Below are 24773 nucleotides of genomic sequence, written 5' to 3'. Positions count from 1 at the left end.
CGTCCAAAGCCGTCTCCGGCCGGCACAGCCCTCCAGGACCCCGGACCGAGGTTTCTTGGAAACTCGTACCCGCCGTGGTCCCCCACATGGCCCCCAGAGGCCGAGAAACCCCCGCGACAGGTTGTCGCGGGGGCTCTGTGAGTGATGGGTCGGGTTACTGGGCGAGAGCCCGCACCTTCTCCGCCTGCGGGCCCTTCGGGCCCTGGGTGATCTCGAACTCGACCGGCTGGTTCTCCTCGAGGTTCCGGTAACCGGAGCCCTCGATGGCCGAGAAGTGGACGAAGACGTCCGGGCCGCCGCCGTCCTGAGCGATGAAGCCGTAGCCCTTCTCGCCGTTGAACCACTTGACCGTGCCAGTTGCCATGCTGCGTTCTACCTCGGAAATCACTCCCGCTGTGAGCGGGACCGGTGGTGGGTACCAGCGCCTGTCGCGCGGATACCGGTCGAGCTTGGAGTGAGTCCGGATGTGCTTCATGAACCGACTGCCCAGTGCGACCGTGCGTCACGGTAGCACTACCAGCTCGGCGGCGATAGGTGAAACGGCAAGGTGGGCGCCGTGTCGTCACCCTATCGTCACTCTCGTGGCGGACAGATCCACCCACTTGTGCGCGTCTCGTGCGCGTCTCGCGCGCCTTTCGGGGGCCGTTCCGGGCGTGGTGGAGGCGTCTGCGGAGCGGCCCCGGGGCTCAGCCGAGTCCGGCGAAGAAGCGATCGCTCATCTCGGTGTGCAGCGGGAAGGCGAGGGGCTGCGCGTGGTCGATCACGACCAGCTCCTGCGTCTCGCCGGCGGACAGCTCCCGCACGCGCTCGGGCGTCAGACCGGCCAGATCCTCGATCGGGCGCGGCTTGACCCGGCCGAAGATCAGGATCACGTAGCGGGGGGCGCTCAGCACGTCGGCGAGCTCCACCTCGTCCACCTCGGCGCGCAGCCCGGTCTCCTCCCACAGCTCGCGCACGGCGGCCTGCTGCCAGCTCTCGCCCTGCTCGATGAAACCGCCGGGCAGGGCGATCTCGCCGAGCTGCGGCTCGATGCCGCGGCGGACCATCAGCAGCCCGGTCCGGCCGTCCTTCCCGATGATCGGCATCATCACCAGCGCGACCGGCGTCGGGTTCACCCAGGTGGTCTCGCCGCAGTTCGCGCAGGTGCGCGGCCACGGGGAGCCCTCGGGGTAGGCGGTGCCGCAGTAGGAGCAGTGCGAATTGTGGACCGGCATGGTTCATCAGCGTACGCCGACGCTTCAGGGAGTGAACCGTCGCCTCCCCGAAACGAGACGGACGCGCGCCGTGAGCGCGGTCGCGGGCGCGTTGGGTACGGCCCGTATGCGTCGGACGCCCCGCACGCCCGACGCCGCGCCCTCAGGCGAGCGAGAACTCGATCGGCTCCGTCGAAGCCAGCCGCACCCGCCCCGTCAGCACCAGGTGCCGCAGATGCGAACCGGCCTCCCCGAGCGCCAGATGCCGCGCGAAGGTGTCCAGGCGCTCCCAGCCCTTGTTCCACTCCATGTGCTCGGTGATGCTCCACAACGTCTTCGGCCCGGCGGCCAGCTGCCCCTCGATCTGCTCCAGCCGCCGGGCGTGGTGCTCGGCGATCTCCGCGGCCCGGCCGGGGACGTCGTCGAAGGGCGCACGGTGCGCCGGCAGGGCCCGCGTGGTCTTCAGCCGCGAGACCTTCTCCAGCGAGGCGAGGAAGTCGCCGAGCGGGTCGGATGTGCCGACCACGTGGTCGTCGTAGACCGTGACCGCCGGCGTGATCCCGGGCAGGACGTGGTCGCCGGTCAGCAACGCTCCGGTGTCCTCCAGGTGGAAGCAGGTGTGGCCGGGGGAGTGGCCGGGCGTCCAGATGGCGCGCACCGCGCGGCCCGGGACGTCCATCAGGGCGCCGTCCTCGATCAGGATGTCCGGCACCGCCGGCTTGGCCCCGGACGGGATCGCGGACGCGGCGCTCGCGACCGCCTCGGCCGGTGCGCCGCACAGCTCCAGCAGCCTCTTGTAGCGCTTGGTCCACGGCTCGCGCTCGGCGGTGCGGACCATGTCGACGACCTTCGCGTCCTCCCCGTGCAGCGCCACCCAGCAGCCGCTCAGTTCCCTGATGCGCCCGGCCAGCCCGTGGTGGTCGGGGTGGTGGTGGGTGACCAGGACGCCGCGGACGTCGGACACCGACGTGCCGACGGCCTCCAGGCCGCGCTCCAGGGCCGCCAGCGAGACCGGGTCGTCCCAGCCCGCGTCGACGAGCACGGGGCCGCCGTCCTTCGTCTCCAGGGCGTACACGAGGGTGTAGCCGAGGGGGTTGTCCGGGAAGGGGACGCGGATCGACCAGACGCCTGGGGCCTCCGCGTTCGGCGCCTCTACGTCGGCGGCCTCAGCACTGTCCTCGGCGGGCGGGGCGTCCGTCATGGTGGTGCTCCTTCGTTCGGCGCGTTCGACGGTGGTGAGAACACGTTCTCATGGCTAGTTAGCGAGGCGAAAGGTTTGCCGCCGCTCCGCGCAGTCAGACGCTCATTGAGCTCGTCCGGTGGAACTGATATCTGTTCTAACGGACCGCGTTCTGACGGCCCGTCAGTATCACGGAGAGGTGAACGCATGGGCACCGTGACCGAGCACCGGAAGCTGTTCATCGGCGGCTCCTACGTCGATCCGGCCACGACCGCCACGCTGGAGATGATCTCGCCGGTCACCGAGGAGGTGTTCGGGCGCACGCCCGAGGCGTCGCCGGCGGACATGGACCGCGCCGTGACGGCCGCACGGCAGGCCTTCGACGCCGGGTCGTGGCCGCGGATGAGCGTGGCCGAGCGGGTCGAGATCCTGCGCAAGCTCCGGAACCAGTACGAGGCCCGGGCCGACGAGCTGGCGAGGCTGATCAGTGCCGAGACCGGCTCGCCGTATTCGTGGTCGATCATGGGGCAGGTGTGGGCGCCGATCGTGATCTGGGACTACTTCCTGGGGATGGCGGCCGACTATCCGTGGGAGGAGCTGCGGCAGGGGATGCTCGGGCCGACGGTGGTGCGGAGCGAGCCGGTGGGGGTGGCGGCGGGGATCGTGGCGTGGAACGTGCCGCAGTTCATCACGGTGAGCAAGATCGCGCCGGCGCTCGTCGCGGGGTGCGCGGTGGTGGTGAAGCCGTCGCCGGAGACGGCTTTGGACGCGTATCTGTTGGCTGATATGGCGATCGAGGCGGGGCTGCCGGAGGGGGTGCTGAACATCGTCCCGGCGGGGCGCGAGAACAGTGCCTATCTGGCTGCGCATCCCGGGTTGGACAAGATCGCCTTCACCGGCTCGACGGCCGGCGGTAAAGCGGTTCTGGCGGCGGCCACTCCGAACTTGACGCGCGTGACGCTGGAACTCGGCGGGAAGTCGGCGGCGATCATCCTGCCGGACGCGGATCTGGGTACTGCGATTCCGGGGCTGCTGCCGAACGCGTATATGAACAACGGGCAGGCGTGCGTCGCGCAGACGCGGGTGTTGGTGCAGCGGGACCGGTACGCCGAGACGGTCGAGGCGATGGCGGAGGCTGTCAGGGGACTGAGGGTCGGGGATCCGCTCGATCCGGAGACGCAGGTCGGTCCGCTGGTCGCGGAGCGGCAGCGGGATCGGGTGGAGTCCTACATCGCCAAGGGCATCGGCGAGGGCGCGCGGGTGGTGGTCGGCGGCGGGCGTCCGGCCGATCTGCCGAAGGGGTGGTACGTCGAGCCGACGCTGTTCGCCGACGTGGACAACCGGATGGTGATCGCGCAGGAGGAGATCTTCGGGCCGGTCGTGGCGATGATTCCTTATACGGACGAGGAGGACGCGGTCCGTATCGCCAACGACTCCGACTACGGCTTGTCAGGGTCGGTATGGTCGGCGGACGTCGAGCACGGGTTGGACGTGGCGCGGCGGGTGCGGACCGGCAACTACGGGATCAACACGTTCGGGATGGAGTTCAACTCCCCGTTCGGCGGGTTCAAGCAGTCGGGGCTCGGGCGGGAGTTCGGGCCCGAGGGGTTGCGGGCATATCTGGAGACGAAGACCATGCACCTGCCGAGCGGGTACACCCCTGAAGGGTTTTGAGCGGTGTCGGAGACCAAGTGGCGAGTGACTGTCGATACGGACCTGTGCATCGGGTCCGGGGCGTGCGTTCTGAGCGCGCCGGAGGGGTTCGAGTTGGACGCGGCGCGCCAGTCCTGCCCGCGGCACGAGGTGATGGGGCCTTCGGACGCGGTGCTGGACGCGGCGGAGAACTGCCCGGTGGAGGCGATCGCGATCGTGGAGGAGGGGAGCGGGGCGGCGGTTTTTCCGCCGGCTGACTAGGGCTCTTGCTGTGCGGGCCTTTGCGCGGCCGAAATTGCTTGACTCATTCATTGACTCAGTCAAGCAATAGTCCCTAGCATGGCCGCATGGTGGATCTCGCGCCCGCGGTGGCGTCCGTCCGTTCGTTCAACCGGAGCTACACGAAGGTCATCGGCGTCCTGGACGAGGGGCTGTTGAAGAGCCCTTACACCCTGACCGAAGTCAGGGTCCTGTTCGAGATCGCGCACGCCGGTCCGGACGGCGCGAGCGTCGCCCGGATACGGGAGGACCTGGGACTCGACGCCGGCTACCTGAGCCGCATCCTGGCGCGCTTCGACGGCGAGGGCCTGGCGGTGAAGGGGCGCGCGGCGAGCGACGCGCGGCGCGGGACCGTCGCGCTGACGGAGCGCGGACGCGGGGTCTTCTCAGGGCTCGACGAGCGGTCGAGCGAGCAGGCCGCGGCGTGGCTGTCGCGGCTCGGGGCGGGGGACCGCGGGCGGCTGGTCGAGGCGATGGGGCAGATCGGGGGGCTGCTGGGCTTCGAGGCTGGGACTTCATCGACGAACGGCGTGACCCTGCGGCCCCCGCGCGCCGGCGACTACGGCTGGGTGGTGGAACGTCACGGGACCCTGTACGCGACCGAGCGCGACTTCGACGAGACCTTCGAGGCGGACGTGGCCCGCATCGTCGCGGACTACGCAAGCTCCCACGACCCGGAGCGCGAGGCCTTCTGGATCGCCGAGGCGTTTGGCCGCCGCGTGGGCTGCGTGGCGTGCGTGCAGCGCCCGACGGACGGCGGCGTGGACACCGCGCAACTCAGGATCCTGCTGGTCGACCCGACGGCCCGCGGCCTCGGCGTGGGCAGGCGGCTGGTCGAGGAGTGCGTGGAGTTCGCCCGCAAGGTCGGCTACCGGCGGATGATGCTGTTCACGGTCGACGGCCTGACGGCGGCGCACAAGATCTACCGCACGCTCGGCTTCGAGATCATGCACCAGGCCGCGGTGGAGATGTGGGGGCACCACCTGGTCGAGCAGGAGTGGTGGCTGGAGTTGGGGTAGGCGCCGGGCGCCGCCGCTCAGACCGACATCCGCCGCCGCACCCGCACCCGCACAACCAAACCGCCCCTGGCCACCGCTCGGCCAGTGCTTGCCAGATCGCCAAGCCGCCACCCGACCGGACTGCCGAGCCGGCAGCCTGCCGCATCGAGAGCTGTTGCCTGGTCGCTGCCCGCTGGCTCCAGTGCCTCGCCGCGCAGCCAAGCCGCCCTGCGCGCCGCACCCGTCCATGCGCGAAGCACCGGCCGCCGGATGGCAGGATGGTGCCGCCATGGACCTCCCCACCGACCTTGCCGCCGCGCTTGCCGCCGCCACCGCCGACATTCCGTTGCGGGAGCTGGAGGCGTCGGTTGATCGGCTGATCGCCCGTTATCGGGCGCCCGGGCATGCTGAGCGGCCGATCCTCGGCGGGCGGGTTGATGCCGCTGCTTATGCGGCGTACCGGATGCCGGCGACGTGGGGTGCGGTGCGGGGCGCGCTTGCGGCGGCGGCTGCGCGGGTGGCGGGGTTGGCGCCTACGAGTTTGGTCGATGTCGGGGGTGGGTCCGGGGCGGCGGCTTGGGCGGCTGCGGGCGTCTTCGGTGGGTCGCTCCGAGACATCACCGTGCTCGATCAGGTGCCGGACGCGCTGGAGTTGGGGCGGCGGCTGGCGCGCGATGCCTTCGCGGGCGCGTTGCGGCATGCGGAGTGGCGGCAGGTGCGGTTTCCGGCGCAGGTCCCGGCGGCGGATCTCGTGACCGTCTCGTACGTCCTGAGCGAGCTGGCGCCCGACGCGCAGCAGGCGCTGGTCCGCGCCTCGGCCGCAGGGGCCGAGACCATCGCCGTGATCGAGCCCGGGACGCCCGACGGTTACCAGCGGATCATGGCCGCGCGCGACGTCCTGGTCGGCATGGGGCTCCGGGTGGCGGCGCCGTGCCCGCACTCCGACGCCTGCCCCCTGCTCGGCACCCGCGACTGGTGCCACTTCGCCTCACGCATCCACCGCAGCCCCCTCCACCGCCGCCTCAAAGGCGGGGACCTCGGCCACGAGGATGAGAAGTACGCCTACATCGTGGCGACCCGCCTCCCGGTCCCGGCTCCGGCGGCATCCCAGGCGCGCATCCTGCGCCACCCCCAGATCCGCAAGGGCCTGGTCATGATGCAGCTCTGCCAGCCCGACGGCACGGTCGCCCAGACGCTCGTCTCCAAGCGCCAGGGCGACACGTACCGCGCGGCACGCGACGCCGACTGGGGCGATGAGTGGGGCGGCGCGCAAGACAACGAGCGGTCGGCGGCGTCGGAAGGCCCGCAACCGTCGGCGGACTGATCAGTCCCGCACGTACCGCACCCGCTCGCGCTCCCGAGCCGACGCCACCGCCACCGCCCGCTCCGCCATCGCCTCCGCGTCCGGCCGTGCCGTGTCCAGCTCCCGCTGCCGCCGCAGCACGTACGTCCCGGGCCCGATGCCCGAGTAAGCGTGCTCCGGATGCGCCAGGTACGCGACCGCGCCCTCCGCCACCGTCAGCGTCCCGAGGTCCAGCCCGCCGCCGTTCCCGTCGCCGTCCCCGTTCCCGTCCCCGCCCGCCGTGTCGAACGCCGCCGCGCCCTCCGCGAGCAGCATGTGCGTGTGCCCGCCGAACTCGCCGCGGACCACCGGCAGCCCGGCACGCGGGATCACCGCCGTGGCCGGCCCCAACGCCGGACGCGGCACGACCATCACATCGCCCTGCGCCTGCAGCCCGGTCAGCACCGGGATCGTCATCTGCCGATCGAGATGCTCGTCCACGTCGATGCCGTGGACCTCGATCGCCTCGCCGAGAGTCTTCATTCTCCGTGATCTCCCCATGGTTTCCGTATCGCCCGAAGCCTCAAGCACGCCGCTCAAGCCCCGCGTACTCCTCCGCCGTCAGCCCGTAACCCCAGGCCGCGGCCCCCAGCGCCGCCCGCACCGTCACCGGCACCAGTAGCCCGAACGTGTGCCGCCCGCCGCCCAGATCCTCCGTGCCGTTCGTGCACACCAGCACGTTCGCCGCCATCCCCCACAGCTTCCCGGGCACCGAATACAGCGCCAGCCGCTGCCCGCGGTTGCCGGGGTCGGCGCACTCGTCGACCAGCTTCAGCCCGGCCTCGTCGGTGAACCGCGACCAGCCCAGCGCCTCGATCGCGCAGCGCCGCACCTCGACGTTCTGCTCCGCCCCGATGCGCGCGACCGTCGGCTCCAGCACCGCCCACCGCGGCACGATCCGTCCGTGCCAGAAGTACGCGCTGAACCCGCCCGGATACACCAGCGCCGGGCCGTCTTCGGCGTGCAGGCGTCCCTCCCGGTCGACCTTGCGCAGCGACGGACGTTCGCAGACCACTGCCACGTCCCGGAACGGCCACCACCACCCGGCCGAGCGCGCCACGCGGACCAGCCCCTCGACCCCGGCCGGCGAGCCCTGCGTGTGCAGTCGGGCCAGCGCGTCGAGCAACGCCAGCTCCTGCAATCCCTCGTGCTGGTTCCGGGCCCAGGCCAGGGTCGCCCTCACCTTGTTGTAGGACGGCGTATGGCGGCGGCGCGCCTCGTTGTACTCCTTCTCCGCCGCGGAGCCAAGCGCGTCCAACGCCATCCGCACGCCGAGCCGGCGCTGTCCGAGAGATCCGTGGCTCCAGAACGCGTGCTGCCCCCACACCTCCATCGACGCCTTGGCGCGCGCCCCCTCGATCCGTCGCTCGGCCAGTGTCAGGCCGTCGGCCTCGGGCGTCCTGGAGTTCCGGGTGGTGAACGCCAGCCCCAGCGCCGCCGAGCGGATGGCGGCGTCCACGCGCTCGCGCTCCGAGAACCGGGTCCCGGCCGCCGCCTGCTGCCAGACGCGGTTCTTGTGGGTGTTCCCGGTCGAGCGCCGCGCACGCTGCCGCGCCTCGGTCCACACCTTGGCCGAGGCCCGCGGCGTGAAGCCGGACACCACCGTGGCGATCACCGCGCCCAGCGCCGGATCCGGTGCCCAGACCACAGTGTGCGGCGGCTTCAGCCCGGCGGTCTCGTACGCCAGGGCGACCCCGAACTCCGCCTCGTACCGGTCGACCGGCTGCGTGCACGCCTGCAGGTCCAGCCACTCCTGCCGGACCGCCGGCAGGTCGCGCAGCCACTCACCGAGCTGGGAACTCTGGATCCCCATGTCGTCACCCCCTTCGCGACCCGATGGTGACAGGGGATTGCGAAGGGTGACGATCGCTTTTCAGCGCAACGGGTTTTCGCCCCGCGTCGTCACTCCGCGTCGGCGGTCGAACCGGCGCCGGCAGTTGCACCAGCCGCGCCGGCCGCACTCGTCGCAGTAGCCTGCGAAACCAGCGTGCACGCCGTGTCGATGTCCGCCTTCACCTGCGAGATCGAAGCCCGCCCGGACAGCCAGGTGATCAGCGTCGAGTGCCACGTGTGCGTCACCACGCGCACCGCCGCGAACTCCGCGCGGGTCAGCGGGCGGCCGGAGTGGATGGCGTCGGCGATGACGTCGGTGATCAGCCGGTTCACCGAGTCCACCTCGGCGGACACCGAGCGGTCGGCGAACGTCAGCGCGCGCATCATCGCCTCGGCCAGGTGCGGCTCGCGTTGCAGCGCCTTGAAGGTGCGCATCAGGGTCTCGGCCACGCGCTCGCCGGGGTCGGTGCTCACCGGGGGCTTGCGGCGCAGCTGGTCGTGCAGCTGCTCCAGCTGGTCCTGCATGGTGGCCACGAGCAGGTGGATCTTGGATGGGAAGTAGCGGTAGAGGGTGCCCAGCGCCACCTCCGACAGCTCGGCGACCTCGCGCATCTGCACCGCGTCGAAGCCGCCGCGGGCCGCCAGCTGCTGGGTGGCGCGCAGGATGCGCTGGCGGCGGGCTTCCTGACGCTCCGTCAGGGCCGGGACCGGCGACGGCGCCGAAGCGGGGGGGCCGGCGGGGGCCGACGCGTCAACCGACATGGGCTTTCCTCAACCTCGATAGACTCTGCGAACGCGGTTCCGATCCTGGCCACAGCGGTTCACGGACGGTGTTCGCCGTGGTAGCCGGATGTGAACCGTCTGTGAACTGTGTCACGTCCCAACTCTGCCACCTGCGGCGCGGGCGAAGTAGGAACTTGTTCTAGATTAGCGCCACGGATTATGCTCCGTTGACCCGCTCGTGACGCCGTCTAAGCCGTGAAGGCGGGACACGGACTTACGGAGCGAGGTGATAGAGCATGGCGGACGTGCCACTGCGCATAGCCTTGCTCGCGTATAAGGGGAACCCCTTTTGTGGAGGTCAGGGCGTCTACGTCCGGCACCTCTCCCGAGAGCTCGCCCGCTTAGGCCACACCGTCGAAGTGCTGGCCGGCCAGCCGTATCCGGTGCTGGACCCCGAACCCGGCGTCAAGCTCACCGAGATATCCAGCCTCGACCTGTACCGCGAGCCCGACCCCTTCCGCACCCCCAAGCGTGACGAGTACCGCGACTGGGTGGACATGCTGGAGGTCGGGACGATGTGGACCGCCGGGTTCCCCGAGCCGCTGACCTTCTCGCTGCGCGCGCTGCGCCACCTGTCCGAGCGCAAGGGCGAGTTCGACGTGGTCCACGACAACCAGTGCCTCGGCTACGGCCTGCTCGGCATGCCGCGCCTGGGCTTCCCGACGCTGGCGACCATCCACCACCCGATCCAGGTGGACCGCGAGCTGGAGCTGGCCGCCGCGCCGACCAGGGGCAAGCGCGCCTCGGTCCGCCGCTGGTACGCCTTCACCAAGATGCAGACCCGCGTCGCGCGGCGGCTGCCGGAGATCATCACCGTCTCGTCGTCCTCCGCCGCCGAGATCGGGCAGTACCTCGGCGTCCCGCAGCGGCGGATCAGCACGATCCCGATCGGCGCCGACACCGACACCTTCTCCCCGGATCCCTCGGTGGCCAAGGTCTCCGGGCGCATCGTCACCACCGCCAGTGCCGACGTCCCGCTCAAGGGCTTGCTGCCGCTGGTCGAAGCACTGGCCAAGGTGCGGGTCGAGGTCGAGCACGCGCATCTGGTCGTGGTCGGCAAGGCCCGCGAGGACGGCGTCGTCGCCAAGGCGATCGAGCGCCTGGGCCTGGGCGGCGCGGTGCGCTTCGTGCACGGCATATCAGACGCCGAACTCATCGACTTGATCCGCTCGGCCGAGGTGGCCTGCGTGCCCTCGCTGTACGAGGGCTTCTCGCTGCCTGCGGTCGAGGCCATGTCCTGCGGGACCGCGCTGGTGTCCACCACCGGCGGGGCGATCCCCGAGGTGGCCGGCCGGGACGGCGAGACCACATTGGCGGTGCCGCCGGGAGATCCGTCAGCGCTTGCCGCCGCTTTGACCCGGGTACTGGGGGACGCGGAACTGCGGGCCCGGTTGGGCGCCGCGGCACGAGAACGTGTTCTGGAGAAGTTCACGTGGCGGGCCGCGGCGATCGCCACCGCCGAGCGCTACCGGGCGCTCATCGAGGCCGGCCGGGATCCGGTCGACTGGGACCGCATGGCCGCCGACAGGCTCCGTGGCAGAAAGGCAGGGGTCTGACGTGCTCACCGTGGACTTCGAGAAGTTCCCGATCGCCAAGGGCGAGAAGGTGCTGGACATGGGCTGCGGCTTCGGCCGGCACGCCTTCGCGCTGCTGCGTCAGGGGGCTGACGTGGTCGCCCTGGACTACAGCCAGGACGAGGTCGCCGAGGTGACCAAGTGGTTCGCGGCGATGCAGCTGGCCGGCGAGGTGCCGGCCGGGGCCGGCGCGATCGCGGTCCGCGGCACCGCCTACGGCCTGCCGTTCGCCGACGCCACCTTCGACGCGATCGTCGCCGCCGAGGTGCTGGAGCACCTGCCCGACGACCGGCTGGCGATGTCCGAGCTGGTCCGGGTCCTCAAACCCGGCGGGCGGCTGGCGGTGACCGTGCCGCGCTGGTTCCCGGAGAAGGTCTGCTGGGCGCTGTCCGACGCCTACCACGAGGTCGAGGGCGGCCACATCCGGATCTACAAGCGGCGCGAGATGGTCGAGAAGCTGCGCGACGCCGGCGTGGTGCCGAGCGAGCTGCACCATGCGCACGCTCTGCACGCGCCGTACTGGTGGCTCAAGTGCGCGGTCGGCGTGGACACCGAGAACGCGCCGGTGAAGGCGTACAAGAAGCTGCTGGAGTGGGACATCATCAAGGCCCCGGCGATCACCCGCGTGAGTGAGACGCTGCTGAACCCGGTGCTGGGCAAGAGCCTGGTTGTGTACGCCACCAAGCCCGACGCTACTAAGCCCGCCGGCACCAAGTCCGCCGCATGACGCTGGGGTCCGCACCGGCGGCCGAAGGGCTCACCGCCGCGGTCGCACTGCTGGCCGGCGAAGGGGTGCTGAGCGCCGGCCAGGTCCGCGCCACCGCCGAGGGCATCGCCGCGCTCCAGCGCCCCGACGGCGCGATCCCCTGGTTCCACGGCGGCCACCTGGACCCCTGGGACCACATCGAGGCGGCGATGGCGCTGGACGTGGCCGGGCTGCCGGAGCGGGCGCTGGCCGCCTACCGCTGGCTGGCGGCGTCGCAGAATGCTGACGGTTCCTGGTACGCGGCCTACGCCGACGCCCCCGAGGGCGTCACCGAGCCGACCAACCGGCTGCGCGAGACCAACTTCACCGCCTACATCGCGGTCGGCGTCTGGCACCACTTCCTGGTCACCGGCGACGAGGAGTTCCTGGCCGAGATGTGGCCGCCGGTGCGCCGGGCGACGGACTTCGTGCTGCGGTTGCAGACGCCCGGCGGCGAGATCGTGTGGTGCGAGGACGAGGAGGAGCGTCAGGCCGATGAGGCGCTGTTAACCGGCTGCTCGTCGATGTACCAGGCGCTGCGCTGCGCGCTGGCGGTCGCCGAGCAGGTCGGGCACGGCCGGCCGGACTGGGAGCTGGCGTGCGGTCGGTTGGGGCACGCGCTTGCCGGTCATCCGGAGCGGTTCGCGGATAAGGGCACGTATTCGATGGACTGGTACTACCCGGTTCTCGGGACGGCGCTGCGCGGTGCGGCGGCGGAGCAACGGATCGCAGAGGGCTGGGACACCTTCGTGGTGCCGGGGCTCGGGGTGCGGTGTGTGACGCCGAACGCGTGGGTCACCGGCGGCGAGACCTGCGAGCTGGCGCTGGCGCTGTGGGCGATCGGCGATGTGGAGCGGGCGCGGACGTTGCTGCGCGACATCCAGCACCTGCGCGACGACGCCGACGGGATGTACTGGACCGGCCGGGTCTTCGAGGCGGACAAGGACGGGAATCCGCCCGCGATCTGGCCGCAGGAGAAGACCGCTTGGACGGCCGGTGCGCTGTTGTTGGCGCTCGCGGTGCTCGCCGAGGACAAGGCGACGGTCGCCGTGTTCGGCGGGGACGGGTTGCCCGAGGGGCTGCCGGTCGAGTGCTCTGTTGCGGAGTGTGTGGCGGCCTGAGTGCGGCGCGGACCGGCTCGTGGCTGAGTGCGGTGCGGCTCAGCAGTTCGTCGCAGCTCGAACGAGCGGGCTGCGACGTGCCCTGGTACTCCGTGATAATCCCTAATGCCGTCGGCTCAGCTGTTGCAGGCGGTGTTCACCGCGGCGATGTCCTTGGTCGTCTGCGGGATCGTCTGGCTCATCCCGCTGGTGTCGTCGTTGGCGTAGTCGTCCGCGAACGTGTTCCAGCTCGACGCCTCGTTCTGGATCGCGGTTTTCACCGCCGGGTCGGTGGCCAGCGCGGCGTCGGCGTCCAGTTTGTCGGCCAGGTCGTGGTCGGCCTTGATCTGGTAGGCCTTGTCGCCGGTGCCGGCCGGGTTGGAGGCGTTGAAGGCGTTCAGGTCGCGGTTGGCCTCCGTGCAGCCGGCCTTGACGCCGTCCGGGCTCGGCGGGCTGCTGGACGTCGACGTGTCCTGCGTCGGGGCCGAGGTGGACGGCGAACTGGTCGGGGTGTCGGTGCTGGAGCTCGTGGACGTCGTGGAGTTCGTCGGTCCGGCCGTCGGCGAGCCGTGGTGCATCAGCTGCGTGGCGCCGAGCGTCGCCAGTACCGCGACCACGGCGACCGCCGCGACCACGGCGGCGATCTTCCCCCCGCTGCCCTTGCGCGGCGGCGGCGGGTTCAGCGCCTGGCTGGCCAGGTACGGCGTCGGCTGCGGTCCCGGCGCCGGGTAGGGCGTGGCGTTCGACGCGCTCGTCGGGGGCGACTGGATGCCCGGCATCGGCACGTGCGGGGTCGGAGTCGCTATCGCCGTCGGCGTGGTGGCGCCGGCGGCGGCGAAGCCGGCCCCGAAGCCGGCGGCGCTCGTGCCACCGGTGCCGCGGTCGTTCAGCATCGCCAGCGCGGCCTGCACCGTCGGGCGCTGCGACGGGTCCTTGGCCAGCAGCGCGGCCAGCAGGGCGGTCAGCCGCCCGGCGTTCTTCGGCGGCGCCGGCTGCTCGAACAGCACCGCGGTCATGGTGGCCGTCGGCGAGTCGCGGCGGAACGGCGAGACCCCCTCGACCGCCTGGTACAGCGTCACGCCGAGGGAGAACAGGTCCGAGGGCGGACCGGCCTCCTCGGCGCGGGCCCGCTCGGGCGCCAGGTACTCCGCGGAGCCGATGACCGCGCCGGTCATCGTCAGGGAGCTGTCGCCCTCGGCCTGGGCGATGCCGAAGTCGGTGAGCAGGACCCGGCCGTCCTTGGCCAGCAGCACGTTCGCCGGCTTCACGTCGCGGTGCACGATGCCCGCCGCGTGCGCGGCGGCCAGCGCGCGCAGCATGGTGTCGGCCACCTTCGCTGCGTTCTCCACGCTCAGCGGGCCGTGCTCGGTCAGGTGCTCGTCCAGCGAGCTGCCGGTCACCAGCTGCATCACGATCCACGGCGCGTCGTCGTTGATCACCACGTCGTGCACGGTCACGATGCCCGGCTGGTCGCGCAGCCGGACGGTGTTGCGCGCCTCGCGCTCGGCCCGGCTCAGGCGCTCGGCCAGCTGCTTCTCCGAGAGCATGAAGGGCAGCGAGACCTCTTTGATGGCCACGTCGATGCCCAGCGTCTGGTCGTGGGCGCGCCAGACGCGGCCCATGCCTCCGGAGCCCAGCCGGTCGACCAGACGGTAGCGGCCGCCGACCAGGCGGCCGGGTTGTGAGTTCTCAGCCATGATCTGTATCCATCACTAGAACAACTGGATCCATCACAAGAACATCTGTATCCCTGACAAGAACCAGGTCCCCCACAAGATCCCCCCCGGGTCTACTGTGTTTCCGACATCGGACAGACTACGGAAGCGGCGTGTTGATCACATCCGCGGAAGTACTCAGGAAGGGATGCGTCAATGTCCTATCCGGACCCGCGCTACTTCGCCGACACCGGTGAGGTCAGCGCCACGTTCCGACCGGCCGATGCCGAGCCGGAGATCGCCTTCGCCTCCGGCGGCACCTGCAGCCTACTGTCGACCTCCGACGGCACCGACGGCCTGTACGGGCTCTACCGCTGGGACTTCGCCGCGGCGCCGAGCGGTCCCGGCACGCACTTCCACAAGACGATGAGCGAGGCCTTCTTCATCCTGAAGGGCGCCGTGCGCCTGTTCAACGGCGAGAAGTGGGTGGAGGCCACGCCCGGCGACTACCTGTTCGTGCCGCCCGGCGGGCTGCACGCGTTCCGCAACGAGTCCGGCGAGACCGCCTCGATGCTGTTGATGTTCGCCCCCGGCGCGCCGCGCGAGAACTACTTCCGCGGGCTGGTGGAGGGGTTGCAGAACACGGTGGGGCCAGCGTTCTTCTTGGAACACGACCAGTACAACGTCGAGGACTGATAGAAGGCTCCCATGAAACTTCTCCTCACCTCCGGTGGTGTCAGCAACCAGAGCATCCGCGACGCGCTGGTCGGCATGCTGGGCAAGCCCATCGCCGAGTCCACGGCCCTGTGCATTCCCACCGCGATGTACGGCATGCCCGGAACCGCCGTCACGACGTGGCAGCAGATCGCCGGGCAGTCCGGTACCCCCTTGGTCGAGCTCGGGTGGAAGTCCGTGGGGATGCTGGAGCTGACCGCGCTGCCCAGCATCGACGAGGAGAACTGGGTTCCGCTGGTCCGGGAGACCGACGCCCTGCTGGTGTGCGGCGGCGACGTCCTGTATCTGCACCACTGGATGCGCGAGTCCGGCCTGGCGGATCTGTTCCCGTCGCTGAGCGAGACGGTGTACGTGGGACTGAGCGCCGGCAGCATGGTGATGGCCCCGCACGTCGGGCAGGGGTTCGTCGGCTGGAAGCCGGCCGCGGGCGGCGACAGCGCGCTGGGCATGGTCGGGTTCTCGATCTTCCCGCACCTGGACAACGTCATGTGTCCGGAGAACACCATGGCCGACGCCGAGAAGTGGGCTGCGCGCGTGCCGGTGCCGGGATACGCGGTCGATGACGAAACGGCGATCAAGGTGGTGGACGGCGTCGTCGAGGTCGTCTCCGAAGGGCACTGGAAGCTCTTCGACCGCTGACCACGGCGTGAGCTCATCGGTGTGGCCTCGTCGGTGTGGCCCTTGATCGTCGCGCGAGATTAAAGTGGGGACCTCGTGTCGATCCGGGCCCCGCGCCGTTCGACCTAAGGGTGCGGGGCCGAACCGGGCCCGCACGAACCGAAGGAGAGCGACCATGAAGTACATGCTGATCTTCCGTGCCGACGACAAGGCCCTGGAGTCGATGGCGACCACCGACTTCGCCGAGATGATCGACAAGGTCGGCCGGATGAACGACGAGCTGATCCGGGCCGGCGTGCTGCTCGCGGCCGAGGGGCTGGCCGGGCCCGAGGAGGGCGTGGTCGTCGACTACTCCACCGAGCCGCCGGTGGTCACCGACGGTCCGTACGGGGAGACGAAGGAGCTGTTCAACGGCTTCTACATCCTCAACGTGGCCTCTCTGGAGGAGGCCGTGGAGTGGGCCAAGCGCTCGCCGATCACCGGTCCCGGGTTCAAGACCGAGGTCCGGCGGGTGACCTCGATCGACGAGATGCCGCAGGACAACGAGTGGGTCAAGAAGGAGCGCGTGTGGCGCGAGGCCACCGGGCAGCTGTGAGGGCGTGAGCCTGTGCGAGCGCCTGAGCCTGCGAGCCTGTGAACCATGACTGACCTGACCGGCCGGGCCGCCGTGGCGGCGGTGTGGCACATCGAGTCCGCCCGCATCGTCGGCGCGCTGGCCCGGTATACCGGCGACTTCGCGCTGGCCGAGGACGTGGCGCAGGAGGCGCTGGCCGAGGCCCTGGTCACCTGGCCGCGCGAGGGCGTCCCGCGGCAGCCGGCCGGCTGGTTGCTCACCGTCGGCCGGCGGCGCGCGATCGACCACTTCCGGCGGCACGCCGTCCAGGACCGCAAGTACGCCGTCCTCGCCCAGGAGCTGGGCGAGGGCGGCGTGGCCGCCGGCGGCGTGCCGATCGACCCGCCGCGCGACGGCGAGGCCGTGCTGTGGGACCCGGACCAGATCGACGACGACCTGCTGGCGCTGATGTTCGTCTCCTGCCACCCGGTGCTCTCCCGCGAGGCCCGGGTCGCGCTGACGCTGCGCGTGGTCGGCGGCCTGACCAGCGACGAGATCGCGAAGGCCTTCCTGGTGCCGACGGCCACCGTGCAGGCGCGCATCACGCGGGCGAAGAAGACGCTGGCCGCGGCCGGCGTCCCCTTCGAGGTGCCGCCGCCGGAGCAGCGCGCCGAGCGGCTGGGCTCGGTGCTGACCGTGGTCTACCTGATCTTCACCGAGGGCTCTTCGGCGAGTGCCGGCGACGCGCTGATCCGGCAGGACCTGGCGAGCGAGGGGCTGCGCTTCGCGCGCATGCTGACCCGCCTCGTGCCCGACGAACCGGAGGCCCACGGCCTGCTGGCGCTGATGGAGTTGACCGCCGCGCGCTTCCCGGCCCGCGTCGGTGCGGACGGCGAGCCGGTCCTGCTGGCCGACCAGGACCGCCGACGCTGGGACCACGCCGCGATCCGGCGCGGTCGCGCGGCCCTGGCGCGGGCGCAGCAGAGCAGCCGGGGCCTTGGCGCTTATGGCTTGCAGGCGATGATCGCCGAGTGCCACGCCGTCGCGTCCTCGATCAAGGAGACGGACTGGGAGAAGATCGTCTCGCTCTACGACGCACTCGCACATCTGGCTCCGTCGCCGGTGGTGGAGCTTAATCGCGCAGTCGCAGTCTCCATAGCCGGCGGCCCCGCCGCTGCGCTCGAGTTCGTGGATGCGTTGGTCGTGGACGGGGCTTTGGCGAACTCGTACTTGCTGCCGAGTGTGCGTGGCGAGCTGCTGATTCAACTTGAGCGCTTCGACGAGGCGCGCGTGGAGTTGGAGAACGCGATCAAGTTGTGCGGGAACGAACGGGAGCAGGCGGTGTTGAAGGGGAAGCTCGCCGACCTGGAGGCGTCGCCGGCTAGACCCGACGCAGCACTCTGAGCGAGCCCGTCACCGAATCCTCGACGAAGTCGCCCGACTCGAGCGCCCGCAGGTAGATCCGGTACGGCGCCTGGCCGCCGTCCTCGGGGTTCGGGAACACGTCGTGGATCACCAGCAGGCCCCCGGGCGCGACGTGGTGGGCCCAGCCGTCGTAGTCGCCCTGAGCGTGCTCGTCGGTGTGGCCGCCGTCGATGAAACACAGGCCGACCGGGGTGTTCCACAGCCGCGCCACCACCGGGGAGCGGCCGACGACGGCGACGACGCGGTCCTCGACGCCGGCCGCGTGCAGGGTGCGGCGCATCGTGGGGAGCGTGTCCATCAGGCCGACCTCGGGATCGACGAGGGTCGGGTCGTGGTACTCCCAGCCCGGCTGCTGCTCCTCGGAGCCGCGGTGGTGGTCGACGGTGACCACCACGCGGTCGGCGGTGGCGGCGGCCGCGGCCAGGTAGATGGTCGACTTGCCGCAGTACGTGCCGATCTCCAGCAGGTCGCCGACCTTCGCGGCGCGCTCGGCCGCCTCGTACAGGGCCAGGCCCTCGTCGGCGGGCATGAAGCCGGGGGCGGCTTCGGCGGCGGCGCGCAGCTGGTGATCCATGGCGTCACTCTATCTTCCGGATAACTGGAACGTGTTCTACTATCCGGCACGTGGCATCAGTGACCGCCGGAATCGGCTCCATAGGGATCACCAGTGAGCACCGCGAGCTTGCCGAGGCGGTCAGGGGATGGTTGGCACGGGCTGTGCCACCGGCCGCCGTACGCGCCGCGCTGGACGCTGAGCAGGAGGAACGCCCTGAGGGTTGGGGTGATCTGGCGAAGCAGGGCCTGCTCGGCGACCACCTGCCGGAGGAGTTCGGCGGTGCCGGCGCCGGGCTGCTGACGCTGGCGGTCGTGGTGGAGGAGGCGGGACGCGCGGCGACGCCGGGGCCGTTCCTGCCGACGGCGATCGCCGGGGTCTTCCTGGCTGAGAGCGGCGGGAAGGGCTGCGCCGATGTGGTGCGGGGGATCGCGGACGGCAGCGTGATCGCGGCTGTGGCGATCGGTGCCGGGACGGTCGTTGCCGAACCCGTCGAGGGCGGCTACCGGCTCACCGGCTCGGTAGAACCGGTTATCGGCGCGGCGCTCGCCGACTGGCTGGTGTTGACCGCGCGGCGGTCCGACGGCTCCGAAATCCAGGCTCTCGTCCCGGCGGCGGATCTGGACATCAGCCCGCTGGTTTCGCTGGATCGGACGCGGCGCGTGGCAAAAGTCTCGGCTGACGGTGTGGTGGTGGCGCGCGAAAAGGTGATCATCGGCGGCACCGCTGTCCTCGATCGCATTGCGGCGCTTCTGGCATCTGCCGAGGCGGTCGGTATCGCGGACTGGTGTACGCGCACCGCTGCCGAGTACGCGAAGGTCCGGGTGCAGTTCGGCAAGCCGATCGGTCAGTTCCAAGGGGTCAAGCACCGGTGTGCGGCCATGGTCGCGCGGATGGAGCAGGCGCGTAGTGCGGTCTGGGATGCCGCCTTCGTCGCCGGTGCTGCCGGGGATGTCGACGACATCGAGGTCCCGATCGCCATCGCCGCCGCACTTGCCCTGGACGCCGCTGTCGAATGCGCCAAGGACTGCATCCAGGTCCTCGGCGGAATCGGCTTCACCTGGGAGCACGATGCGCACGTCTATCTCCGCAGGGCCCTGACTCTCCGCCAGGTCCACGGTCCCACCAGCCGTTGGCGTGCCCGCGTCGCCGAACTCACCGCCGCTGGACGCCGTCGTGAGCTCAAGGTTGAGCTTCCCGCTGAAGCCGACGCCTACCGGGACGCGGCGCGCGAGGCGTTCGCCGGAGTCAGGGAGCTGACTCCCGCTGAGCAGCGCAAGGCGCTCGCCGCGACCGGCTACGCCGCTCCGTATCTCACCAAGCCCTACGGCTTGTCGGCCGGGCCGGTTCAGCAGATCGTGATCGCGCAGGAGATGGCGGCGGCGAAGGTGCGGTTGCCCGATCTCGTGATCGGCAACTGGGTGGTTCCGACGTTGGTCAAGTACGGCACGGACGGGCAGCGCGAACGCTTCGTGCTGCCGACGCTGCGTGGCGAGATCATCTGGTGTCAGCTGTTCAGCGAGCCCGGGGCCGGGTCCGACCTCGCGGCGCTGACCACCCGCGCGACTCGTGTCGAGGGCGGTTGGCAGCTGGACGGTCAGAAGGTCTGGACGTCGGTCGCGAACTTCGCGCAGTGGGCGATCTGCATCGCGCGTACGAGCCCTGACAAGCCCAAGCATGAGGGCATCACGTACTTCCTCGTCGACATGAAGTCACCCGGGGTGGACGTCCGGCCGCTGAAGGAGATCACCGGCGCTTCGATGTTCAACGAGGTGTTCCTCGACGGGGCTTTCGTGCCCGACGAGCTGGTGGTCGGCGAGGTGGACGGCGGGTGGCCGCTGGCGCGGAACACGCTGGGGAACGAGCGGGTCTCGCTTGCTTCGGGGCCGGTACTTGGTGGTTCGCTGGAAGGGCTGCTGAGTTCGGTGGCGGCGCGCGACGAACAGGACGAGCTGGATGCAGTGGTCGCGCAGAAGCTCGGCGAGCTGATCTGCCAGGGGCAATCCGCCGCGTTGCTCGGGCTTCGGACGACCCTGCGGCAGTTGTCCGGAATGGAGCAGGGTCCTGAGGCGAGTATCAGGAAGCTGATCTCGATGAAGCTCGCGCAGGACGTCGCCGAGCTCGGCTTGGAGTTGTTGGGCGCGGCCGGTGCGACCGAGCAGGCGGGAGCTGCGGCCGGGTGGACGCAGGCCTTTCTGTCCAGCCGCTGCCTGACGATCGCGGGCGGTACCACCGAGGTCCAGCTGAACGTGATCGGGGAGCGGATCCTCGGTCTTCCTCGTGACTAAGACTGAACTCTGACTCAGGCTCTGAAATCTGATAAAAGGGGCGTAACGGTGAACAAGGTCTACGTCGTCGGTGTCGGCATGACGAAGTTCGAGAAGCCCGAGACCCGGCAGTGGCGCTACTTCGACATGGCGCGGGAGGCCGGCTCCGCGGCGCTGGCTGATGCGGGCGTCGGGTACGACGAGGTGGAGCAGGTGGCTGCGGGGTACGTCTTCGGGCCCTCGACGTGTGGTCAGCGGGCGGCGTACGAGCTCGGGCTGACCGGCGTGCCGGTCTACAACGTCAACAACAACTGCGCCACCGGGTCGACCGCGTTGCTGATGGCGGCGCAGTGGGTCGGTGGCGGGCTCAACGAGTGTGTGCTGGCGCTGGGGTTCGAGCAGATGAAGAAGGGCGCGCTCGGCGGCGGGATGAACAACGACGACTTCGCCGCCTCGCCGCTGGCGCGGCATTACACGCTGATGGCCGAGCTGCACGAGTTCGAGGCCACGCCGCCGACCGCGCAGATCTTCGGCAACGCCGCCCGCGAGCACATGGAGCGCTACGGCACGACTGCTGAGCAGCTGGCGATGGTCGCCGCCAAGAACCACCGGCACTCCGTGCACAACCCGAACGCGCAGTTCCAGGACGAGTACTCGGTGCAGGAGATCCTGGACGCCAGGGAGATCCACCGGCCGCTGACCAAGTTGCAGTGCTCGCCGACGTCCGACGGCGCGGGTGCGGCCGTGGTGGTGAGCGAGCGGTTCGTGGAGGAGCACGGGCTGGGCGACCAGGCCGTGGAGATCGTCGCGCAGGCGATGGCGACCGACACCGCCGAGGCCTTCGAGACCCGCACCTGCATCGACGTCGTCGGCCGGCCGATGAGCCGCGACGCGGCGCGCAAGGTCTACGACGCCTCGGGCCTGGGGCCGGACGATCTCGACGTGATCGAGCTCCACGACTGCTTCTCCATCAACGAGCTGATCACCTACGAGGCGCTCGGGCTGTGCGGGGAAGGCGAGGGCGGCAAGCTCGTGGCCGACGGCGCGACGACCTACGGCGGCCGCTGGGTGGTGAACCCATCGGGTGGGCTGATTTCTAAGGGGCACCCGCTCGGGGCGACGGGGCTGGCGCAGTGTGCTGAGATCTCGTGGCACCTGCGCGGGCTGGCTGGGGAGCGTCAGGTTGAGGGAGCGCGGGTTGGGCTGGCGCACAACATCGGGCTTGGGGGCGCGGCTGTCGTGACGCTGTTCCGGAAGGCTTGATGCGGAAGCGGTTAGTTGCACACGCGGCCGCTCTGTAGCTGAGTTGTTCGGGCGGTCGCGTGGCCGACCGTAGCCAGCCGCGCAGCCGCTCAAGATCCCATAGCAGCCAACAGCTTCTCGTCCGTCTCGCCCAGCACCATCGCCACTGCCCCGAGCGCGCACGCCTGCGGGCCCAGCGAGCCGACCTGGATCGTCATCGCGTCGCCGGCCAGCGGGAGCGACGCTGTCGCCGCGGCCTCGCGCAGCGGTCCCATCAGCAGTTCGCCGGCGGCGGACAGGGCGCCGCCGATGATGACGCTCTGCGGGTTCAGGATGTTGCCGAGCATGCCGACCGCGCGGCCGGCCATGGTGCCGGCGTCTGACAGGGCTCTGATGCAGCCGCGGTCGCCCTGCCAGGCCATGGTGATCACGTTGCGGAGGGTCAGGCGGTCGCCGTAGGCCGGTTCCAGGGCGCGCATGACGACCGGCAGGCCGACGAAGGTCTCCAGGCAGCCGCGGTTGCCGCAGCGGCACAGGGGGCCGGTGGCGTCGACGACCAGGTGGCCGATCTCGCCGGCGCCGCCGTTGACGCCGCGGGTCAGCTGGCCGTTGGACACGAAGGCGCCGCCGACGCCGCCGTGCAGCTTCATGTAGACGAACTCGTCGCAGCCGCGGGCCGCGCCCCAGCGGCGTTCGGCCAGGGCGCCGAGTTTGGTGTCGCCGTCGGCCAGGACCGGGAGGTTCAGGCGGGCGCCGAGTTCTGTTGCGACGGGGATTCCGGCCCAGCGGGAGGGCATGCCGGAGCTGGGGACGCCGCGGGCGGTGTCGAAGGGGCCTGGGACGCTCACGCCCACGCCCAGGATGCGGCTGGGGTCCGTGCCCGCCTCGTCGATCGCGGTGCGGACCAGGTCGGCGGCGACGTCGAAGCCTTGGCCGGGGTCGTAGCCGACCGGGAGGCGGACCGATTTGGCGATGCGGACCGCGTGCGCCACGTTGGCGATGATGACGTGGACGTGGCGGTAGCCGAAGTCGACGCCGATCGCCTCGCCGCTGGCCGGGTTGAGCATCACGGCGGCGCCCGGGCGTCCGGCTCCGCCGCCGGCGGGGGTGAGCTTCGCGTCCAGTTCGACCACCAGGTCGTCGGTGACCAGGGCGGCGATGATGCCGGAGACCGTCGAGCGGGACAGGCCGACGGCGCGGGCTATGTCGGCGCGGCTCATCGTCCCGCGTTCGCGCAGCAGCCGTACGACGGCCAGTCGGCTGCGCTCGGCACGGGACTCCGTGGGTGGCGTCCTCATGGGACTGAAGGATGCTGGGATCGGGCGTCATTAGTCAAGGATCAAACAAATTCAGGGGTTGAAGCCCCGGTTAGTTCGGTGGAATTTGTTCGTCCATCACGGAATCGCAACATGCTTGACGCCTTCATTTCGTCGCCTTTACGTTTCCCGCAACGCCGCCCCACTTCAAAAACGACAGGTCCCTCACTCGAGTCGATGAAAGAAGGCTGATCATGGGTGCACGCTCCCACCGGTCCGTCACGGTTGTCCTGGCCGTGGGACTGGCCTCCGGCCTGGCACTGGCCGGTTGCTCCTCCAGCTCCTCCAAGCCCTCGGCGGGCTCCTCGGGTTCGTCGGGTTCCAGCTCCGCCTCCGGGGCGGGCTCGTCGTCGAGTTCGTCCTCGGCCGGCGGCGCCGCGGGCTCGGGTCCGGCGCTGCCGGACCTGTCCGGCAAGTCGATCCAGGTGCTGGCCGAGTGGTCGGGGACCGAGCAGCAGGACTTCCAGAAGGTGATCGACGCCTTCAGCGCCAAGACCCACGCCAAGGTCAGCTACCAGGGCGCCGGCGACCAGACGCCGACCGTGCTGCGCAGCAAGCTGGCCGGCGGCGGCGCCCCGGACGTGGCGCTGCTGGCGCAGCCCGGCGCCATCGCGCAGTTCGCCAAGGCCGGGCAGATCAAGCCGCTGGCCGCGAACGTGATCGCCGAGATCGACGCGAACTACGACCCGGGCTGGAAGAAGCTCGGCTCGGTCAACGGGCAGGTCTACTCGATCATGTTCAAGGCCGCGAACAAGTCGACGTTCTGGTACAACACCGCGCAGTTCCAGCAGGCCGGCATCACGCCGCCGAAGTCCTGGGCCGACTTCCTGAAGGCCTGCCAGACGCTCTCCGACGCCGGCATCACCCCGGTCTCGGTCGGCGGCGCGGACGGCTGGACGCTCACCGACTGGTTCGAGAACGTCTACCTGTCCCAGGCCGGCCCGGACAACTACGACAAGCTCACGCACCACCAGATCCCGTGGACCGACCCGACGGTGGTCCAGGCGCTGACCACGCTGAAGCAGCTGTTCGGCAGCGACCAGTTCATGGCCGGCGGCAAGTCCGGGGCGCTGCAGACCTCGTTCAACGACTCGGTCACCCAGACCTTCAAGAGCCCGCCGAAGGCCGCGATGGTCTACGAGGGCGACTTCTCCGGCTCGGTCATCACCTCGACCACCTCGGCCAAGCTGGGCACCGACGCCAAGTTCTTCCCGTTCCCGGCGGCCGGCTCGCTGACCAACTTCGTGGACGGCGGCGGCGACGCCGCGCTGGCCACCAACGACAGCCCGGCGACGATGGCGTTCATCCAGTTCCTGGCCTCGCCGGACGCCGCCCAGGCCTGGGCCTCGGCCGGCGGCTTCGTCTCGCCGAACAAGAACGTGCCGATGTCCGCCTACCCGGACGACACCACGCGCGCCGAGGCGCAGATGCTGATCGGCGCCGGCGACGGCTTCCGGTTCGACATGTCCGACCAGGCCCCGGTCGGGTTCGGCGGCACCAAGGGCGCCGGGGAGTGGAAGGACCTGCAGGACTTCCTGAGCAGCGGCGACGTCAACGGCACCGCCGCGCAGCTGGAGAAGGACGCGGCGAAGGAGACCTGGCAGTAGCCATGGACGAGCCCCTGACCGCCTCGCCCGCCGCCGGGTCCGTCCCGGCGGCCGGGCCAAGCGTGGCCGCCGCGCCTACGGGTTCGACGACGTGGCGGTTGTGCCTTCGCGGCGCACCCGGG

Annotated in this window: 23 protein-coding genes; 14 read left to right on the top strand and 9 right to left on the bottom strand. The window is 70.5% G+C overall.

Annotation, left to right across the window (positions count from 1 at the left end; all coding sequences use genetic code 11):
• Positions 1 to 154: 154 nt before the first annotated feature.
• The 3 genes from GWK61_RS16210 to GWK61_RS16200 form a co-directional block, all read right to left on the bottom strand.
• Entirely contained in the window at positions 155 to 364 is a 210-nt protein-coding gene (locus GWK61_RS16210; protein ID WP_012786341.1) for a cold-shock protein, read from the bottom strand.
• 322 nt (positions 365 to 686) lie between these two features.
• The gene (locus GWK61_RS16205) at positions 687 to 1214 is read right to left on the bottom strand and encodes an NUDIX domain-containing protein (protein ID WP_194909207.1); all 528 of its coding nucleotides are present in this window, start codon (positions 1212 to 1214) and stop codon (positions 687 to 689) included.
• Between the two features lie 142 nt (positions 1215 to 1356).
• On the bottom strand, positions 1357 to 2394 hold the full coding sequence (locus GWK61_RS16200; RefSeq protein ID WP_194909206.1) for an MBL fold metallo-hydrolase: 1038 nt from the start codon (positions 2392 to 2394) through the stop codon (positions 1357 to 1359).
• Between the two features lie 186 nt (positions 2395 to 2580).
• Here GWK61_RS16200 and GWK61_RS16195 point away from each other — a divergent pair, with 186 nt between their 5' ends.
• The 4 genes from GWK61_RS16195 to GWK61_RS16180 all read left to right on the top strand — a co-directional run bounded on the left by GWK61_RS16195 (position 2581) and on the right by GWK61_RS16180 (position 6627).
• Positions 2581 to 4047: an aldehyde dehydrogenase gene (locus tag GWK61_RS16195; RefSeq protein WP_194909205.1), complete on the top strand. Its 1467-nt coding sequence runs from the start codon at positions 2581 to 2583 to the stop codon at positions 4045 to 4047.
• Between the two features lie 24 nt (positions 4048 to 4071).
• Complete coding sequence (locus GWK61_RS16190) at positions 4072 to 4287, top strand: ferredoxin (RefSeq protein ID WP_323747590.1); 216 nt, start codon at positions 4072 to 4074, stop codon at positions 4285 to 4287.
• 86 nt (positions 4288 to 4373) lie between these two features.
• Positions 4374 to 5324: a bifunctional helix-turn-helix transcriptional regulator/GNAT family N-acetyltransferase gene (locus GWK61_RS16185; protein WP_194909203.1), complete on the top strand. Its 951-nt coding sequence runs from the start codon at positions 4374 to 4376 to the stop codon at positions 5322 to 5324.
• 268 nt (positions 5325 to 5592) lie between these two features.
• Positions 5593 to 6627 carry a small ribosomal subunit Rsm22 family protein gene (locus GWK61_RS16180; RefSeq protein ID WP_194909202.1) on the top strand — a complete coding sequence of 345 codons (1035 nt, stop codon included), beginning with the start codon at positions 5593 to 5595 and terminating at the stop codon, positions 6625 to 6627.
• Here GWK61_RS16180 and GWK61_RS16175 read toward each other — a convergent pair whose 3' ends face one another.
• The 3 genes from GWK61_RS16175 to GWK61_RS16165 all read right to left on the bottom strand — a co-directional run bounded on the left by GWK61_RS16175 (position 6628) and on the right by GWK61_RS16165 (position 9240).
• On the bottom strand, positions 6628 to 7128 hold the full coding sequence (locus tag GWK61_RS16175) for a DUF8820 family protein (protein ID WP_194909201.1): 501 nt from the start codon (positions 7126 to 7128) through the stop codon (positions 6628 to 6630). It abuts the gene before it with no gap.
• A 40-nt stretch (positions 7129 to 7168) separates the two neighbouring features.
• Entirely contained in the window at positions 7169 to 8458 is a 1290-nt protein-coding gene (locus tag GWK61_RS16170; protein ID WP_194909200.1) for a DUF6745 domain-containing protein, read from the bottom strand.
• Between the two features lie 89 nt (positions 8459 to 8547).
• A complete protein-coding gene (locus GWK61_RS16165) occupies positions 8548 to 9240 on the bottom strand; it encodes a TetR family transcriptional regulator (protein WP_228562408.1) in 693 nt (230 codons plus the stop codon).
• A gap of 257 nt (positions 9241 to 9497) precedes the next feature.
• Here GWK61_RS16165 and GWK61_RS16160 point away from each other — a divergent pair, with 257 nt between their 5' ends.
• The 3 genes from GWK61_RS16160 to GWK61_RS16150 are packed head-to-tail and all read left to right on the top strand — an operon-like array spanning position 9498 to position 12701.
• Positions 9498 to 10817, top strand: a complete 1320-nt coding sequence (locus GWK61_RS16160; RefSeq protein WP_194909199.1) for a glycosyltransferase family 4 protein — start codon at positions 9498 to 9500, stop codon at positions 10815 to 10817.
• Between the two features lies 1 nt (position 10818).
• Entirely contained in the window at positions 10819 to 11562 is a 744-nt protein-coding gene (locus GWK61_RS16155; protein ID WP_194909198.1) for a class I SAM-dependent methyltransferase, read from the top strand.
• Complete coding sequence (locus GWK61_RS16150) at positions 11559 to 12701, top strand: glycoside hydrolase family 15 protein (protein WP_228562407.1); 1143 nt, start codon at positions 11559 to 11561, stop codon at positions 12699 to 12701. The genes GWK61_RS16155 and GWK61_RS16150 overlap by 4 nt, the downstream gene beginning before the upstream one ends.
• Positions 12702 to 12817: 116 nt before the next feature.
• Here GWK61_RS16150 and GWK61_RS16145 read toward each other — a convergent pair whose 3' ends face one another.
• Positions 12818 to 14377, bottom strand: coding sequence for a serine/threonine-protein kinase (locus tag GWK61_RS16145; protein WP_194909197.1), 1560 nt, complete (start codon positions 14375 to 14377; stop codon positions 12818 to 12820).
• Positions 14378 to 14551: 174 nt separating this feature from the next.
• Here GWK61_RS16145 and GWK61_RS16140 point away from each other — a divergent pair, with 174 nt between their 5' ends.
• The 4 genes from GWK61_RS16140 (at position 14552) to GWK61_RS16125 (ending at position 17645) form a co-directional block, all read left to right on the top strand.
• Positions 14552 to 15031, top strand: a complete 480-nt coding sequence (locus GWK61_RS16140) for a cupin domain-containing protein (RefSeq protein ID WP_194909196.1) — start codon at positions 14552 to 14554, stop codon at positions 15029 to 15031.
• 12 nt (positions 15032 to 15043) lie between these two features.
• The gene (locus GWK61_RS16135) at positions 15044 to 15709 is read left to right on the top strand and encodes a Type 1 glutamine amidotransferase-like domain-containing protein (RefSeq protein WP_194909195.1); all 666 of its coding nucleotides are present in this window, start codon (positions 15044 to 15046) and stop codon (positions 15707 to 15709) included.
• Between the two features lie 154 nt (positions 15710 to 15863).
• Positions 15864 to 16283, top strand: a complete 420-nt coding sequence (locus GWK61_RS16130; protein WP_194909194.1) for a YciI family protein — start codon at positions 15864 to 15866, stop codon at positions 16281 to 16283.
• A gap of 45 nt (positions 16284 to 16328) precedes the next feature.
• On the top strand, positions 16329 to 17645 hold the full coding sequence (locus GWK61_RS16125; protein ID WP_194909193.1) for an RNA polymerase sigma factor: 1317 nt from the start codon (positions 16329 to 16331) through the stop codon (positions 17643 to 17645).
• Here the strand turns inward: GWK61_RS16125 and GWK61_RS16120 are convergent.
• Positions 17623 to 18240, bottom strand: a complete 618-nt coding sequence (locus GWK61_RS16120; protein ID WP_194909192.1) for a class I SAM-dependent methyltransferase — start codon at positions 18238 to 18240, stop codon at positions 17623 to 17625. The genes GWK61_RS16125 and GWK61_RS16120 overlap by 23 nt on opposite strands.
• Before the next feature lie 50 nt (positions 18241 to 18290).
• Between GWK61_RS16120 and GWK61_RS16115 the strand changes: the two genes are divergently transcribed.
• Both GWK61_RS16115 and GWK61_RS16110 read left to right on the top strand, forming a co-directional pair.
• The gene (locus GWK61_RS16115) at positions 18291 to 20507 is read left to right on the top strand and encodes an acyl-CoA dehydrogenase family protein (RefSeq protein WP_323747589.1); all 2217 of its coding nucleotides are present in this window, start codon (positions 18291 to 18293) and stop codon (positions 20505 to 20507) included.
• A gap of 48 nt (positions 20508 to 20555) precedes the next feature.
• Positions 20556 to 21749 carry a lipid-transfer protein gene (locus GWK61_RS16110; RefSeq protein ID WP_194909191.1) on the top strand — a complete coding sequence of 398 codons (1194 nt, stop codon included), beginning with the start codon at positions 20556 to 20558 and terminating at the stop codon, positions 21747 to 21749.
• An 89-nt stretch (positions 21750 to 21838) separates the two neighbouring features.
• Here the strand turns inward: GWK61_RS16110 and GWK61_RS16105 are convergent, their stop codons facing one another.
• A complete protein-coding gene (locus tag GWK61_RS16105) occupies positions 21839 to 23026 on the bottom strand; it encodes an ROK family transcriptional regulator (protein WP_194909190.1) in 1188 nt (395 codons plus the stop codon).
• Positions 23027 to 23238: 212 nt separating this feature from the next.
• On the opposite strand from GWK61_RS16105, the gene GWK61_RS16100 reads away from it, so the two are divergent.
• Positions 23239 to 24651, top strand: coding sequence for an ABC transporter substrate-binding protein (locus GWK61_RS16100; protein WP_194909189.1), 1413 nt, complete (start codon positions 23239 to 23241; stop codon positions 24649 to 24651).
• Positions 24652 to 24773 lie beyond the last annotated feature (122 nt).

This window comes from Catenulispora rubra (assembly GCF_015356825.1).
Taxonomy (GTDB): domain Bacteria; phylum Actinomycetota; class Actinomycetes; order Streptomycetales; family Catenulisporaceae; genus Catenulispora; species Catenulispora rubra.
The sequence above is the reverse complement of the archived record's forward strand: the minus strand, read 5'-3'. Positions and strand labels throughout refer to the sequence as shown.

Excerpts from the sequence above, each read along its gene's own strand:
- GWK61_RS16210 (WP_012786341.1), bottom strand. The coding sequence starts at position 364 with ATGGCAACTGGCACGGTCAAGTGGTTCAACGGCGAGAAGGGCTACGGC.
- GWK61_RS16205 (WP_194909207.1), bottom strand. The coding sequence starts at position 1,214 with ATGCCGGTCCACAATTCGCACTGCTCCTACTGCGGCACCGCCTACCCC.
- GWK61_RS16200 (WP_194909206.1), bottom strand. The coding sequence starts at position 2,394 with ATGACGGACGCCCCGCCCGCCGAGGACAGTGCTGAGGCCGCCGACGTA.
- GWK61_RS16195 (WP_194909205.1), top strand. The coding sequence starts at position 2,581 with ATGGGCACCGTGACCGAGCACCGGAAGCTGTTCATCGGCGGCTCCTAC.
- GWK61_RS16185 (WP_194909203.1), top strand. The coding sequence starts at position 4,374 with ATGGTGGATCTCGCGCCCGCGGTGGCGTCCGTCCGTTCGTTCAACCGG.
- GWK61_RS16180 (WP_194909202.1), top strand. The coding sequence starts at position 5,593 with ATGGACCTCCCCACCGACCTTGCCGCCGCGCTTGCCGCCGCCACCGCC.
- GWK61_RS16175 (WP_194909201.1), bottom strand. The coding sequence starts at position 7,128 with ATGAAGACTCTCGGCGAGGCGATCGAGGTCCACGGCATCGACGTGGAC.
- GWK61_RS16170 (WP_194909200.1), bottom strand. The coding sequence starts at position 8,458 with ATGGGGATCCAGAGTTCCCAGCTCGGTGAGTGGCTGCGCGACCTGCCG.
- GWK61_RS16165 (WP_228562408.1), bottom strand. The coding sequence starts at position 9,240 with ATGTCGGTTGACGCGTCGGCCCCCGCCGGCCCCCCCGCTTCGGCGCCG.
- GWK61_RS16160 (WP_194909199.1), top strand. The coding sequence starts at position 9,498 with ATGGCGGACGTGCCACTGCGCATAGCCTTGCTCGCGTATAAGGGGAAC.
- GWK61_RS16150 (WP_228562407.1), top strand. The coding sequence starts at position 11,559 with ATGACGCTGGGGTCCGCACCGGCGGCCGAAGGGCTCACCGCCGCGGTC.
- GWK61_RS16145 (WP_194909197.1), bottom strand. The coding sequence starts at position 14,377 with ATGGCTGAGAACTCACAACCCGGCCGCCTGGTCGGCGGCCGCTACCGT.
- GWK61_RS16140 (WP_194909196.1), top strand. The coding sequence starts at position 14,552 with ATGTCCTATCCGGACCCGCGCTACTTCGCCGACACCGGTGAGGTCAGC.
- GWK61_RS16135 (WP_194909195.1), top strand. The coding sequence starts at position 15,044 with ATGAAACTTCTCCTCACCTCCGGTGGTGTCAGCAACCAGAGCATCCGC.
- GWK61_RS16130 (WP_194909194.1), top strand. The coding sequence starts at position 15,864 with ATGAAGTACATGCTGATCTTCCGTGCCGACGACAAGGCCCTGGAGTCG.
- GWK61_RS16125 (WP_194909193.1), top strand. The coding sequence starts at position 16,329 with ATGACTGACCTGACCGGCCGGGCCGCCGTGGCGGCGGTGTGGCACATC.
- GWK61_RS16120 (WP_194909192.1), bottom strand. The coding sequence starts at position 18,240 with ATGGATCACCAGCTGCGCGCCGCCGCCGAAGCCGCCCCCGGCTTCATG.
- GWK61_RS16105 (WP_194909190.1), bottom strand. The coding sequence starts at position 23,026 with ATGAGGACGCCACCCACGGAGTCCCGTGCCGAGCGCAGCCGACTGGCC.
- GWK61_RS16100 (WP_194909189.1), top strand. The coding sequence starts at position 23,239 with ATGGGTGCACGCTCCCACCGGTCCGTCACGGTTGTCCTGGCCGTGGGA.